The following is a 13,611-nucleotide window of genomic DNA, read 5'->3' on the forward strand; positions in this document are numbered from 1 at the left end:
CAGCCTATCGCGCCGGGCGACCGACGTCGCCCGACTCCGTTTCCGGATAGAGCCGTTCCCGGAGATTGTTCAGGATCCCGGCGGTGACACCCCAGATCAGCCGCTCGCCGTAGGTCAAGGCATAGAACCAGCGCTCGCGGCCCTGCCAGGCGCGGGAGCGCAGGCGATAGCGTTCCGGATCCATGAGAATCGGGAATGGCACCTCGAAGACGTCGGCCACTTCGGCAGGGTTCGGCGTCAGGGTTACCCCGGAATCGACCAAGCCGATCACCGGGGTCACCAGGAATCCGGTGCCCGAGAGGTACGGGTCGAGATAGCCGAGCAGCCGCACGGCCGCGGGCAGCAGCCCGATCTCCTCGAAGGCCTCCCGCAGGGCCGCATCCGCGGGGCCGGGATCGGTGGGATCGATCTTGCCCCCCGGCAGCGCGACCTGTCCGGAATGGTCGCGCAGGTTGGCCGCCCGCATGGTGAGGATGAGGCTCGGACCGTCCGCGCGGCGCACGACCGGGACGAGGACCGCGGCCCGGCGATGGGGCGGCGGCGGCATCACGGCCGTGCCATCCGGATCGAGGCTGTGGTCGCCGCGGGGATTGGAGGTCGGATCGTCCGGTCCCGGCGGATCCGGCGACAGGCCGGCCGCAGCGCGGGCGAGAAACTCGGCGAGCGGGTCGCTCACGCGGCGGCGACCGGCGCGATGGTGTGGAAGGTGCCGCCGGCCCACAGGCCGAGCCAGGGCCTCCCGTCGACGAGGCGTTCCTCGGCGAGATCCACAAGGTCGTAGGTGAGCGCCCGGGTCACGAGCGCCCACAGCCCGCGGCGGACATGGAGGTAGGGCTTCAGGGCCCCGTCCGGCCCCTCCTCGAAGCGCAGGGCGTGCTCCGCGTCGACGCTCACCAGATCGTCGACATTGGTACGGAAGGAGAGGCGCCGGTCCGCTCCCGTGCCGTCGACGGCCATCTCGACGGCCACGAAGGCCGCATCCTCGACGGTGATCCCGACGCTTTCCACCGGCGTGACCAGGACAGTCCGGCCATCCGGCTCGCGCCGCAGGATGCTGGCGAACAGCTTGACCAGCTTGTCCCGCCGGATCGGCGAACCGTTGTGGTGCCACGTTCCATCGGCGGCGATGCGGATGTCGATGGCGCCGCAATAGGGCGGATCCCAGCGTTCCACGGGCGGCAGGCCGCGCTTGGGAAGGTCCCCGAGGGCCGCGCTGAGGCGGCTCAAGGTCGGGTCGGGGGCGGGATCCACGCTCATACCCGTGACAGATAGCGTGCCGGTGCGCCGTCAGCCATGGCCGGCCGAAGGATCCCGCCGGATCCGGTCCCGATCGCAGGGCCGCGTTGTCCGGCCCGACGCACGCATGCGCGAAGGCCGGCTCACCGATCCGCGCCCTCGTCCTGAGGCCCCGGCGGGGATGCCTCGACGGAGGGCTTCTGGGATCACACGCGGGCTAATCGTTCGAGGCCCACTGCCGCGGGCACCCCAGCGAGAGGGCGTGAGAGGTGGGTCGCCTGCCGCCGCGGAGCGCTGCGGGGCGCACCCGAATCCTTAGGCCGGCCCTGCACCCTGCGTGTTCACCGTCAGCGCATAGAGCGACTGGCTGGCCGCCATGAACAGGCGGTTGCGCTTCGGGCCGCCGAAGGTGAGGTTCCCGCACACCTCCGGCAGGCGGATCCGTCCGATGAGCTTGCCCTTCGGCGACCAGACGGTGACGCCGTTGTAGCCTACGGCCCGGCCGGCATTGCTCGAGACCCAGAGATTGCCGTCGACATCGGCACGGAGGCCGTCGGGGCCGCATTTCACGCCGTCCACGATGCAATCCGAGAACAGGCGCTTGTTCGAGAGTGCGGCCCCGCCTCCGACATCGAAGGCGTAGATCTCGCCCTTGCCGCCGGGCCCCGTATCCCCCGGTCCCTTCCCCGTGGAGCAGACGTAGAGCGTCCGGTGATCGGGCGAGAAGCACAAGCCGTTCGGATCGGGCACCTCATCGTCGGTGAGCACCCGGTCGATCCGCCCCGACGGGTCGATGCGGTAGACCGCGTTGGGCAGCACCCGCCGCCGGGGCGCTGTCCCGGCCGGCTGGCCGAGCCGCGGGTCGAGATGGCCCTGCGGATTGCTCGGGCCGCCCGCCGCGTCCGGCAGCCCCTCGTAGAGCAGCGCGCCGTAGGGCGGATCGGTGAACCAGTAGGCGCCGTCCGGATGCTGGACCACATCGTTGGGCGAGTTGAGCGGCTTGCCGTCGAACGCATCGGCCAGGATCGTCGCCGCCCCGTCGAGTTCGTAGCGCACGACCCGACCGGTGGCGTGCTCGCAGCTGATCTGCCGCCCCTGATGATCGAAGCTGTTGCCGTTCGCGTTGTTGCTCGGCATCCGGAAGACGGAGACGTGCCCGTCTTCCTCCAGCCAGCGCATCTGCCGGTTGTTGGGGATATCGCTCCAGACGAGGTAGCGGCCGACGGCGTTCCAGGCCGGCCCCTCCGCCCAGAGGGCGCCGGTCCAGAGCCGGCGGATGGCGCTGTTCGGCACGATGTAGGGTTCGAAGGCCGGGTCGACCGCGACGACGTCCGGATCGGTGAAGTAGGTGGTGGGGGCCGCGCCGGGCCGGAAGTCGCGCGGCGGATTGGTCACCGTGCTGGGCGGCTCAGGTTGCGCCTCCGCTCCGTCGGGCGTTGCGGCGAAGGCCGCCAACCCCGCGAGGATCGCGCGTCGAGAGGGTCGAGCCGGACCGCGCTTCGCCTCGACGCCGGATGTATCGGTCTGCGACGATCGCATGCGATCCTCCATTGCGCACCCGGTCGGAACGCCGCGACGCGCGGCGGCAAGCTAGGACAGATGTCCTGAGATGGTCAATCCGGGCGGCGGCGCAGGATCTTCCACACGCCGTCCGCCGAGGCCAGGAGGCGCGTGTCGTCGCGGACGTCGCCACGCATGAACACGAGGGAGCCGGTGCGCTTGACCACCTGCGGCCGGATCTCGATCCAGTTGCCGAGGCGGCCGACATCGATGAACTTCATCTCCAGCTGGATCGTCACGCAATTGGCGCCGCCCGCGGCCTGCATCGCGGTCTCGCCCAGCGCGCGGTCGGCGAAGCTCATGAGCATGCCGCCATGGACCACGCCGATCAGGTTGGCGTGCTTCTGCTCGGCCCGAAACGCGTAGGCGCCGTCGGTGCCGCGGACATGAAGCGGACCGACATGGGCGATGAAGCCCTTGTCCTCCACCAGCGCCCAGCCGGCGGCTGCGGGGTCGAAAGCGGTCGTGTCCGTGGTCATCGCATCCGATCCGTTGGCGTCGATGCGGAGGAAGGGCGTTGCGGCCGTCAGGTTCCGCGCGGCTTGGCCCGACGGGTCGGCGCCTCGCTGAGCGGATCCTCCGGCCAGGGATGGCGCGGATAGCGGCCGCGCATCTCGGACCGCACCGCCGCCCAGGATCCGCGCCAGAATCCGGGCAGATCGCGGGTGATCTGGATCGGCCGCTGGGCCGGCGACAGCAGGTGCAGGACGAGCGGCCGTCCTCCGGCCCGGGGATGCCGGTCGAGGCCGAAGAGCTCCTGGACCCGCACGGCCAGGGCCGGTTCCTCGGCCGTGTAATCCACCGGGATGCGCGAGCCGGTCGGGACCTCCACGTGGGTCGGCGCCTCCGCGTCCAGCCGGGCGCGCAGCGCCCAGGGCACCAGGCTCTGGAGGGCGCCGGCGAGATCGTCCGCGGTGACCGACGCGAGGGTGGCGCGCCCCACGAGGGACGGCGCCAGCCACGTCTCCGCGGTTCCGGCCAGCACCGCGTCCGACAGGTCCGGCCAGGTGTCGCCCTCGGCGGCGTGGAGGAAAATCACCCGGGCGCGCCATTGCGCCAGGGGCGGCGTCCACGGCAGTCGCTCGATCCCGAGATCGGCGATGCCCCGCGCCAGGATCTCGGCGCTCTCCGGATCGGACGGCACCGGCAGCGGCCGTGACCCGAGACTGACCGCGCCGAGTCGCCGGACCGCCCGCGCCCGCAGGGCGGCGGCCTGCGGGTCGAAGGCAATCTCGGTGCGCGACTCGATCCGGTCGGCGAAGAGGCGCTCGATCGCCTCGGCCCCGATCGCCGCCGCAGCCAGGATCCGGGCGCTCGCGGCCGATCCCGCCAGATCGGCGATCACCAGATAGGTTTCGCGGGCGAGCGGGCTCGCCGGGTCGAGGCGACCGGCCCGTCCGCTCGCCATCACGAACTCGCCGTCGCGGCCGCGCGCCCGGGCCACCCGGTCGGGATAGGCGAGCGCCAGGAGCGGGCCGGCGGCGACCGGGCCGGCATCCGGGAGCGCGGAATTGCCTGCCCCGGCGATCCGGGCCCAGCCGTCGGCGAGCCGGCGCATGTCGGCGGCGCGTCCGCCGCGGTCGCGGCGGAACCGCTCGACCCGCTCGTCGAGGTCGAGACTGTCCCCCCCGAGGCCGCGCTCCACCAGCACGGCGGCGAGGTCGGCGGCGGCCCGTGCGTGGTCGTTTCCGGCCGCGACCGTCACCATACGGGCGAGCCGCGGCGGAAGCGGCAGGGCTCGCAGGCGCTCGCCGACCGGCGTCAGGCGCCCATCGGCATCGAGCGCCCCGAGTTCGGTCAGCAGGGCGCGGGCCTCCGTCAGGGCCGGCGCGGGGGGCGGGTCGAGGAAGGCGAGTGTGCCCGGATCGGTCACACCCCAGGCGGCGCAGTCGAGGAGCAGCCCGGCGAGGTCGGCGGACAGGATCTCCGGCCGCGTGAACGGTTCGAGGGCGTTGGTGCCGGCCTCGGACCAGAGGCGCCAGCACAGGCCCGGCTCGGTGCGGCCGGCGCGGCCGCGGCGTTGGTCCACCGAGGCGCGGGAGGCACGGGCCGTGACAAGACGGGTCAGGCCCAGGCCCGGCTCGTAGACCGGAACCCGAGCCAGTCCCGAATCGACCACGATCCGGACGCCCTCGATGGTCAGCGAGGTCTCGGCGATACTGGTCGCGAGAACGACCTTCCGGGTTCCGGCGGCCGCCGGGGCGACGGCGCGGTCCTGCTCGGCGGGTGTCAGCGCCCCGTAGAGGGGCGCGAGCTGCACGTCCGGTCCGACCTTCTCGGCCAGCAGGTCGACGGTCCGGCGGATCTCCGCCTGTCCGGGCAGGAACACCAGGATCGAACCGGGATCTGCCCGCAGGGCCCTCAGCGTCACCTCGGCGATCGAATCCTCGATCCGCCGGTTCGGATCGCGCTCCGCGTATCGGGTCTCCACCGGAAAGGCGCGGCCCTCGGAGGCGACCACGGGCGCGTCGTCCAGCAGCCGCGCGACCCGGGCGCCGTCGAGGGTCGCCGACATGACGAGGATCCGCAGATCCTCCCGAAGGCCGGCCTGCGCGTCGAGCGCCAGCGCGAGGCCCAGGTCGGCGTCCAGGGAGCGCTCGTGGAACTCGTCGAACAGGACAGCGCCGATCCCAGAGAGTTCCGGATCGTCCAGGATCATGCGGGTGAAGACGCCCTCGGTGACCACCTCGATCCGCGTCCGCGCCGAGATCTTCGAGCCGAGGCGGACCCGAAGGCCGACGGTCCCGCCGACCGGCTCGCCGAGCGTCTGCGCCATCCGGGCGGCCGCTGCCCGGGCGGCGAGGCGGCGCGGCTCGAGCAGGATGATCCTGCGCCCGTCGAGCCACGGCGCCCCCAGCAGGTCCAGGGGCACGCGGGTCGTCTTGCCGGCTCCGGGAGGGGCTACCAGGACGGCGGCATTCCGCGCGGCGAGCGCGCGACGCAGATCGGGGAGCGCCGCCTCGATCGGCAGCATGGATGCGGAGCCGGCCATCGCGGCCGCTGATGGCGCGGCGCGGCGTCGAGCGCAACCGGCTTGGCCGGTCCGTGACGCCGCGCGGGTTTCGACACGGTCTTCGCCGTGCGGACCCTGGCATATGGACGGCGCTGCCGCGATCGTGCGGCCTGACGGCACAACACCCAGAATGAGAGAACCGATGAACCCCTTCCGCCGCGCGCTGACGCTCGCCGCCTTCTCCCTGGCCCTGCCGCTGGCGACGGCCGCCGCGCAGGCGCAGGACCGGCTGCCGACCATCCCGCCGAAGGACTACAGCCCCGAGCAGAAGCAGGCGGCCGAGGCCTTCGCGCAGGCCCGGGGCAAGCCGCCCTTCGGGCCGTTCGAGCCGCTCATGTATTCCCCGGAGGTGATGACGCTGGCCCGGTCGATGGGCGACTACCTGCGCTTCAAGCCGAAGATCGGCACCACGCTCTCGGAACTGGTGATCCTGATGACCGCCCGCCGCTGGACGCAGGATTACGAATGGTACGTCCACGCGCCGATCGCCGAGAAGGCCGGTATCGCCCCCGAGATCATCGCGGCGATCCGCGACGGCCGCCGGCCTGCGAAGATGAGCGACGACGAGACCATCGTCTACGACTTCACCGCGGAACTGCAGGACACCAAGCGCGTCTCCGACGCGACCTTCGCGCGGGCCGAGGCCCGGTTCGGCAAGCCCGGTGTCGTCGATCTGGCGGCGATCTCGGGCTACTACACGTTCCTGGCCATGGAGCTGAACGCGGCGCGCTATGCGATTCCCGCGGACGGCAAGCCCCTGCCGCGCCTGCCCGAGTGAGCCGGCTTATCCACAGCCCGTCAGCTGGGAAATTGGTGTTTTCCACAGGGTTCGGAGGGCGTTGCGCGAACGGCCGGGGCGACGTTGACGGAACGTTAACCCTTATGGCTTGTTCTCTTTTCGTTCCCGGACGCAACGAAGGAGAACCCGATGCTGACCCAGGTCCTGGCCCAGCGCGATGATCACGTGTGCCCCGTCGAGGCGATCAGCACTGCGTATCTCGGCTTTGCCGGCGGCGATGCCGGCATCGCCCTGCGTTGCGCGATCGCCGACGCTCTGTCCGACCTGATGGAGGCCGAGCGGCGCACCCGTGAGCGCAGCCGCCTGATCTCCCGCGGGTACATCCGGACCGCCCCCGATCCGGAGGGCGCGCCGACAAGCTGAACAGTTGCTGCAGGGCGGCTTCAGCTTCGGTGCAGCGCGGGTTTGGCACTGTCTCTCTCGTGATCCGGGACGCCGCAGGCGGTCCCCGGTTTTCTGGAGACAGGTCATGACACGCATCGCTCTGCTCTCGGCCGCCGCGCTGATCGGCGCGGGCTCCCTGGCCTCCACGACCGCCGAAGCCCGCGGCGGCGGTGCCATCGCGGCGGGCATCATCGGCGGCCTCGCGGCCGGCGCGCTGATCGGCGCCGCAACCCAGGCCCATGCGGCGCCCGGTTACGGCTATGGCTATGCCGATTACGGATACGCCCCCGCCCCGGTGGCGGTACGGCCGGCCCCGGTCTACCGCGTCTACGAGGAGGATGCGCCGGTCTACGCCACACGCCGGACCGTGACGTACGAGCGGGTTCCTGTCGGCTACGGCCCCGCCCGCCACTGGCACGGCGACTGGCACGGTGACTGGGATGGCGGCTACGGTTATCGCGGCTGGTGAGTTTTAGTGAGGCCAGGGGCGCTCCGGGTGCCGTGACGGCGCCCGGGCGCGTGGCTTAAGACGGCGGCGGCATCGGGCCGATTCGGCCTCCGACACTCAACCGACGCTTCCATGCTGGTCCACGAAGGCGAGACGCGCAGCCCGGCGGCCGACAGGGCGCTCGCCCTGTCGCTCGCGGGGGTGGCCGGCGCGCTGAACACCGCCGGGTTCTACGCGGTCGGCCTCTACGCCTCGAACATGACCGGGAACGTCTCGGCGATCTCCGACCGCACAGGCACGGGCGATCTCGTCCTCGCCGCGCAGGCCTGCCTGCTCGTGGTCCTGTTCGTGCTCGGGGCAACGACCTCGACGTTGATGATCCGGCGCCGCCGCCGGAAGGCCGGTCCCGGCGCATATGCCTACAGCGTCTGCGCGGAGGCGTTCCTCCTCGTCGCCGTGGGCCTGCTCGTCCTGCCGCTTGCCGAGCCGGTCCGGAGCCACACCCTTGTCCTCGGCCTGAGCTTCATCCTGGGCCTGCAGAATGCGGCGGTGACCAAGATCTCCGAGGCGCGGGTGCGGACCACGCACGTGACCGGCATGATCACCGATATCGGGATCGAGCTCGCGCGTTGGCTGGACCGCGACGCATCCGCGTCCGATCGGCTGAAACCGCATGATCCGGTGCGGCTGCGGCTGTATCTGTTGACCGTCGGCGCCTTCCTGGGCGGCGGCTTGGTGGGTGTGGTCGCGTATCGGCTCGTCGGCGTGGCGCTGCTGTTCGCGGCGGCCGCGGTCCTGGCCTGCCTCGCCCTGCCCGCCCTCAGGCGCTGATATCGAGAAGCTGGCCCATCATGCGGTCGGCGGTGCGCGCCACCGCGGCATTGAGCGCGAAGGCCGATTTGGACCCGACCAGATCCGCGGCGGCACTCGTGAGATCCACCTGGGCGGCGGGCGGCAGAGCCGTGTCGCCGACCGGGGCACCGCTCGCCGCGATGGTCTCGGCCGCCTTCCCGAGCCGGTCGGTGGCCCGGGTCATGCCGGTCGTGGCGGTCTGAAGGGCGTCGATCATGCCGGAATCTCCCCGCGGGCGATCCTGGCAGGGAGACGACAAGAGCCGGTTTCGGTGATCGCTCAAATGCGAACGATCCCGGCCGACCCGCGCCGCAGGCGTCTCAACCCCGCGGCGCACACACGGTGACCGGGGAGGCCCCGCCATAGGGCCGCTCTGCTTCGGCGATCTGCTTCGCGGCGGCCTCGCAGGCCTGCTTGCTATTGAACTCGACCGATCCGATCGCGGAGCCCGAGCCGGCGAGCATGATGATGAGCACGTAGACCACGCCATTCTCCTCCGGCGCCCCGGTCCGACGGGCGGTGCGCGGGCTGGGTTTCACGGGGCTGCGAACCGGTTGCGACCGCACGGACGGGCGCGTCGCGATGGCGGAGTGGTGCGGACGGCGGGACTCGAACCCGCACGGCCTTGCGGCCGCAAGATTTTAAGTCTCGTGCGTCTACCGGTTCCGCCACGTCCGCATGCGCCCTCGGTAGCGGGGGCGGCGGGCCCGATCAAGCGGGGGGCGTCCAGCCGTAGAGCCAGGCGTAGCGGTCGCGCATGCCGTCCGGGCCGAGCCGGGCGATCACGGCGTTGCGCACGAGCGCCACTACGCCGCCGGCATGATAGGTGCGGCCGTTGCTCCGTGCCGCCTTCTGGACGCGTCGCACCCGGGCGGTCCGCGCGCCCGAGAACGCGGCGAGCGCCGCCGGCACATCCGCATGGTCCGCGATGGCACGCGTCAGGACTGCGGAATCCTCGATCGCCAGGGCCGCCCCCTGCGCGAGGTAGGGCAGGACCGGATGGGCCGCGTCGCCGATCAGCGCGACCCGGTCGCGAGCGAGCGGACGCGCCACGGCCCGGTCGGCGAGCGACCAGACCAGCCAGGAATCCGGAAGGCTCAGAAGGTCGCGCAGCGGCCCGGCACAGCCGCGCAGATGCCCGCGCAGGACGGCCGGCTCCCCGAGGCGGCCCCAGCCCTCGTCGCTCACCGCCTCGGGAACGACTGCCACGACGTTGAGGAACTGGCCGTCCCGCACCGGGTAATGCACCACGTGCCGGCCGCGGCCGAGCCAGAGACCGGTCGCGGCGCCGCGCAACTCCTCCGGTACCGCCTCCATGGGGATCAGCGCCCGCCACGCTGCGGCCTGGCCCGGGCGAAGCGGCGCCGAATCGAGATGGGCGCGCAGGCGCGACCGAATCCCGTCCGCACCGATCGCGAGGTCGAAGGCGACATCCTGGGCACCGCTCGCGCCCTCGACGGTGAGGGCGGCCTCGGACGGTGTCTGGGCGACGGCCGTCACGGTGCGGCCCATCATCAGTCGGATCGCCGAACGACTGCGCAGCGCGTCGAGGAGCAGGGTCTGCAGGTCTGCGCGGTGGATGACGTAGTAGGGCGCGCCGAAGCGCGCCTGCGCCTGCGCGCCGAGCGCCACGCTGCCGATGCGGCGGCCGCTGTCGAGGGCCCGGATCTCCACCGACGGCGGCTCGCTCGCCGCCCGGCGCAGGGCGGCCGAGAGACCGAGGCCGGCCAGAACCCGGCTCGCATTGGGCGAGATCTGAATCCCGGCCCCGACCTCGCTGAAGCCGGTCCGGCGCTCGATCACCGTCACGGCATGGCCGGCATCCGACAACGCCAAAGCCGCCGTCAGCCCGCCGATCCCGGCACCGACGATCCCGATCCGCAGAGATGGCCTGTCAGAGGGCACGGGGGGCGGCGCCTACTCCGCCGCGAGCTTGGCGTCGTCCCGCCACACGCAGGCCTGCGGCTCCGCCTCGTCGGCCTTCAGGCCGGCCCGGTAGCGATAGAGCGTCGAGCAGTACTGGCAGATGATCTCGTTGTCGGCGCCCATGTCGAGGAACACGTGCGGGTGGTCGAACGGCGGCAGCGCGCCGATGCACATGAACTCCTTCACGCCCACGGTGATCACCGGCACGCCCGGCTCGTTGTGGAAGTGCGGTACCGCCTTGCCTGCCATCCGGCCCTCGCCTGCCCCGTGACCGATCGCGCGGCGAATCTGCCCGCGCGCGCCCGGGCGCCTCGCGGCCGCTTATGCCGCCAGCCCCGCAGCCGGCGCAAGCCTCGCTCCTCCTGCATCGGACGCGGCTTGGCCTCCAGCGCGCCGCACCGTACATAGAGCGACGCCCGATTGACGACGCCGCGAAAAAGTCCCGACCATGCAGCAGGAACAGGCCAGTGCGCAGGGTGCGCGCCGCGCCCCGGAACCGCCGATTCACGGTCCCGAGGGCTTCGAGGGCATGCGCCGGGCCGGGCGCCTCACCGCCGAGGCCCTCGACCTGCTCATGGAGGCGACGCAGCCCGGCGTCACCACCGAGGAACTCGACAAGCTCGCCTACACCTTCGCCATGGATCACGGCGCCTATCCGGCCTCGCTGCTCTATCGCGGCTATCCGAAGTCGATCTGCACCTCGATCAACCACGTGGTCTGCCACGGCATCCCCAACGACAAGCCCCTGCGCGAGGGCGATATCGTCAACCTCGACATCTGCCTGATCCTCGACGGCTGGCACGGTGATTCGAGCCGCATGGCCTATGTCGGCGAGGTGCCGCGCAAGGCCCAGCGCCTGTGCGAGATCACCTACGAGGCGCTGATGCGCGGCGTCGCGGCGGTGAAGCCCGGCGGCTCGACCAACGACATCGGCCGGGCGATCCAATCCTTTGCCGAGAGCGAGCGGTGCTCGGTGGTGCGCGACTTCTGCGGACACGGGCTCGGACGCACCTATCACGACGCGCCCACGATCCTGCACTACGTCGAGGCGAGCTACGACGTGCCGTTCAAGCCCGGCCAGTTCTTCACGATCGAGCCGATGATCAATCTCGGGCGCCCCGCCGTGAAGGTGCTGGGTGACGGCTGGACCGCCGTGACCCGCGACCGTTCGCTCTCCGCCCAGTTCGAGCACACCGTCGGCGTCACCGAGACCGGCGTCGAGATCTTTACGGTCTCGCCGAAGGGGCTGCACCAGCCCGTCAACCCGGCGGCCTGACCGGCCGTGGCGCCGGGGCCGGACGAGGGTGAGGCGGGGCTGTTCGCTGACAGTGCCGTCCCCTCGTCCGTGGAGAAGGAGCCGCCGCACTACCACGGCCACCGGGACCGCCTGCGGGAGAAGTTCGCGACGGTCGGCGGCGACGCGCTCCCCGATTACGAATTGCTGGAACTCGTCCTGTTCCGGGCGATCCCGCGGCGCGACGTGAAGCCGCTCGCCAAGGCGCTGGTCGCCCGGTTCGGCAGCTTCGCCGAGGTGGTCAGCGCCGAGCCGGCGCGGCTCCTGGAGGTGGAAGGGGTGAGCGCCGGGGTCGCCTCGGACCTCAAGGTGATCGAGGCGGCGGGCCGGCGGCTTGCCCGCGGTGCGATCCGCGAGCGCGCGCTTCTGGCATCCTGGAGCGCGCTGCATGAGTACCTGCGCGCCACCATGGCGTTCGCGCCGCGCGAGGAATTCCGCATCCTGTTCCTCGACAAGCGCAACCACCTCATCGCGGACGAGGTGCAGGGGCGCGGCACCGTCGACCACACGCCGGTCTATCCCCGCGAGGTCGCCCGCCGGGCGCTGGAACTGTCGGCGACCGCGATCATCCTGGCCCACAATCATCCGTCCGGCGATCCGGCCCCGTCCGCCGCCGACGTGGCGATGACCCGCGAGATCGTGACCGTCCTGGCGCCGCTGAAGATCGTGGTGCACGATCACGTGATCCTCGGCCGCAACGGTCACGCTAGCCTGAAAGGCCTGAAGCTCATCTGATCCTCCGGCCGCCTTGAGCGTTATCGCCTGCGGATATAGCCATGAATGAATGGCGCGCCTCTTGCCTCAGAAGCGAGAGCGTACGGGAGGAGTGAGATGGCGGTGACGGCCTTCGACGAGATGAACGGGATCGGCACGTCCGATCCGGCTGCCGTCCGTGACGCCTATGGCCAGCTCAAGGCCTGGCTGGAATCCACGCCACCCGAGCATTTCAACACCCGTCGCAGCCAGGCCGAGCTTCTGTTCCGCCGGATCGGCATCACTTTCGCGGTCTACGGCGACAACGAATCGACCGAGCGCCTGATCCCGTTCGATATCATTCCCCGAGTGATCACCAAGCCGGAATGGGCCTTCCTGGAGCGTGGGCTGAAGCAGCGGGTCACCGCCATCAACCTGTTCCTGAAGGATATCTACGGCGCCCAGGAGTGCATCAAGGCCGGCATCATCCCGGCCGATCTCGTCTACCGGAACGCCCATTACCGCATGGAGATGCGGTCCTTCCGGGTCCCCCACGACCTCTACGTCCACATCGCCGGCATCGACATCGTGCGGACCGGCGAGAACGACTTCTTCGTCCTGGAGGACAATGCCCGGATCCCGTCGGGCGTCTCCTACATGCTGGAGAACCGGGAGGTGATGCTGCGCCTGTTCCCGGACCTGTTCTCCAAGCACCGGGTCGCGCCGGTGGAGAACTACCCGGACTCCCTGCTCGCAACCCTGCGCAGCCTCGCGCCGGGCTCGAAGACCCGGGACCCCACGGTCGTGCTGCTGACGCCCGGCCGCTACAATTCCGCGTTCTACGAACACTCGTTCCTGGCCGACAAGCTCGGCGTCGAGCTGGTGGAGGCATCCGACCTCTTCACCAAGGACGACGTGGTCTACATGCGCACCACCGAGGGGCCGCGGAAGGTCGATGTGATCTACCGCCGCCTCGACGACGATTTCCTCGACCCGCTGGTCTTCCGGCCCGATTCGGTGCTGGGCGTGCCCGGCCTGATGAACGCCTACGAGCGCGGCTCCGTCACCTTGGCGAACGCCGTCGGCACCGGCATCTCGGACGACAAGGCCGTCTACAGCTACATGCCGGAGATCGTGAAATTCTTCACCGGCGAGGAGCCGATCCTGCACAACGTGCCGACCTATCGCTGCCGCGAGAAGGACGCCTTCGCGTACGTGATGGACAACCTCTCCGAGTTGGTGGTCAAGGAAGTCAACGGTTCGGGCGGCTACGGCATGCTGGTCGGCCCGCACGCCAGCAAGCGCGAGCTGGACGACTTTGCCCGAAAGCTCAAGCACGCGCCCGACGGGTTCATCGCCCAGCCGACTCTCTCGCTCTCCACCTGCCCGACCTTCGTGGCCTCTGG

16 protein-coding genes and 1 tRNA gene are annotated in these 13,611 nt (G+C 71.0%); 7 read left to right on the plus strand and 10 right to left on the minus strand.

Annotated elements, in window-relative coordinates; all coding sequences use genetic code 11:
• Nucleotides 1-4: 4 nt before the first annotated feature.
• From PQI07_RS37195 to hrpB, 5 genes are all read right to left on the minus strand, one after another.
• Complete coding sequence (locus PQI07_RS37195; protein ID WP_274929366.1) at nt 5-676, minus strand: CoA pyrophosphatase; 672 nt, start codon at nt 674-676, stop codon at nt 5-7.
• Nucleotides 673-1,257 carry a DUF1285 domain-containing protein gene (locus PQI07_RS37200; RefSeq protein WP_043383315.1) on the minus strand — a complete coding sequence of 195 codons (585 nt, stop codon included), beginning with the start codon at nt 1,255-1,257 and terminating at the stop codon, nt 673-675. Before PQI07_RS37200 ends, PQI07_RS37195 begins: the two co-directional genes overlap by 4 nt.
• A gap of 294 nt (nt 1,258-1,551) precedes the next feature.
• On the minus strand, nt 1,552-2,775 hold the full coding sequence (locus tag PQI07_RS37205) for an SMP-30/gluconolactonase/LRE family protein (protein ID WP_274929367.1): 1,224 nt from the start codon (nt 2,773-2,775) through the stop codon (nt 1,552-1,554).
• A 74-nt stretch (nt 2,776-2,849) separates the two neighbouring features.
• The gene (locus PQI07_RS37210) at nt 2,850-3,275 is read right to left on the minus strand and encodes a PaaI family thioesterase (protein WP_043755695.1); all 426 of its coding nucleotides are present in this window, start codon (nt 3,273-3,275) and stop codon (nt 2,850-2,852) included.
• A gap of 47 nt (nt 3,276-3,322) precedes the next feature.
• Nucleotides 3,323-5,788 carry an ATP-dependent helicase HrpB gene (gene hrpB, locus PQI07_RS37215; protein ID WP_274929368.1) on the minus strand — a complete coding sequence of 822 codons (2,466 nt, stop codon included), beginning with the start codon at nt 5,786-5,788 and terminating at the stop codon, nt 3,323-3,325.
• A gap of 163 nt (nt 5,789-5,951) precedes the next feature.
• Here hrpB and PQI07_RS37220 point away from each other — a divergent pair, with 163 nt between their 5' ends.
• From PQI07_RS37220 to PQI07_RS37235, 4 genes are all read left to right on the plus strand, one after another.
• Nucleotides 5,952-6,587, plus strand: a complete 636-nt coding sequence (locus PQI07_RS37220) for a carboxymuconolactone decarboxylase family protein (protein ID WP_053610001.1) — start codon at nt 5,952-5,954, stop codon at nt 6,585-6,587.
• Between the two features lie 150 nt (nt 6,588-6,737).
• Nucleotides 6,738-6,971 carry a hypothetical protein gene (locus PQI07_RS37225; RefSeq protein ID WP_043383304.1) on the plus strand — a complete coding sequence of 78 codons (234 nt, stop codon included), beginning with the start codon at nt 6,738-6,740 and terminating at the stop codon, nt 6,969-6,971.
• 106 nt (nt 6,972-7,077) lie between these two features.
• Complete coding sequence (locus PQI07_RS37230; protein ID WP_274929369.1) at nt 7,078-7,461, plus strand: hypothetical protein; 384 nt, start codon at nt 7,078-7,080, stop codon at nt 7,459-7,461.
• 111 nt (nt 7,462-7,572) lie between these two features.
• Nucleotides 7,573-8,271, plus strand: coding sequence for a YoaK family protein (locus PQI07_RS37235; protein ID WP_274929370.1), 699 nt, complete (start codon nt 7,573-7,575; stop codon nt 8,269-8,271).
• Here PQI07_RS37235 and PQI07_RS37240 read toward each other — a convergent pair.
• The 5 genes from PQI07_RS37240 to PQI07_RS37260 form a co-directional block, all read right to left on the minus strand.
• Nucleotides 8,261-8,509: a hypothetical protein gene (locus tag PQI07_RS37240; protein WP_043755687.1), complete on the minus strand. Its 249-nt coding sequence runs from the start codon at nt 8,507-8,509 to the stop codon at nt 8,261-8,263. The two genes, PQI07_RS37235 and PQI07_RS37240, sit on opposite strands and share 11 nt — an antisense overlap.
• A 103-nt stretch (nt 8,510-8,612) precedes the next feature.
• Nucleotides 8,613-8,777, minus strand: a complete 165-nt coding sequence (locus tag PQI07_RS37245) for a hypothetical protein (protein WP_170861835.1) — start codon at nt 8,775-8,777, stop codon at nt 8,613-8,615.
• A 106-nt stretch (nt 8,778-8,883) separates the two neighbouring features.
• Nucleotides 8,884-8,970 (minus strand) — tRNA-Leu (locus PQI07_RS37250).
• 33 nt (nt 8,971-9,003) lie between these two features.
• Nucleotides 9,004-10,197, minus strand: coding sequence for an FAD-dependent monooxygenase (locus PQI07_RS37255; protein WP_274929371.1), 1,194 nt, complete (start codon nt 10,195-10,197; stop codon nt 9,004-9,006).
• Between the two features lie 12 nt (nt 10,198-10,209).
• Nucleotides 10,210-10,467 carry a zinc-finger domain-containing protein gene (locus tag PQI07_RS37260; RefSeq protein ID WP_043356067.1) on the minus strand — a complete coding sequence of 86 codons (258 nt, stop codon included), beginning with the start codon at nt 10,465-10,467 and terminating at the stop codon, nt 10,210-10,212.
• 199 nt (nt 10,468-10,666) lie between these two features.
• Here PQI07_RS37260 and map point away from each other — a divergent pair, with 199 nt between their 5' ends.
• The 3 genes from map to PQI07_RS37275 form a co-directional block, all read left to right on the plus strand.
• A complete protein-coding gene (gene map, locus PQI07_RS37265; protein WP_043356063.1) occupies nt 10,667-11,494 on the plus strand; it encodes a type I methionyl aminopeptidase in 828 nt (275 codons plus the stop codon).
• Nucleotides 11,495-11,533: 39 nt separating this feature from the next.
• Nucleotides 11,534-12,247 carry a RadC family protein gene (radC, locus tag PQI07_RS37270; protein WP_051045073.1) on the plus strand — a complete coding sequence of 238 codons (714 nt, stop codon included), beginning with the start codon at nt 11,534-11,536 and terminating at the stop codon, nt 12,245-12,247.
• Between the two features lie 96 nt (nt 12,248-12,343).
• On the plus strand, nt 12,344-13,611 hold a 1,268-nt coding region (locus PQI07_RS37275; protein ID WP_274929372.1), incomplete at its 3' end, for a circularly permuted type 2 ATP-grasp protein.

Origin of the sequence: Methylobacterium sp. 092160098-2, from assembly GCF_028920805.1 — a bacterium.
Lineage (GTDB): Bacteria > Pseudomonadota > Alphaproteobacteria > Rhizobiales > Beijerinckiaceae > Methylobacterium > Methylobacterium fujisawaense.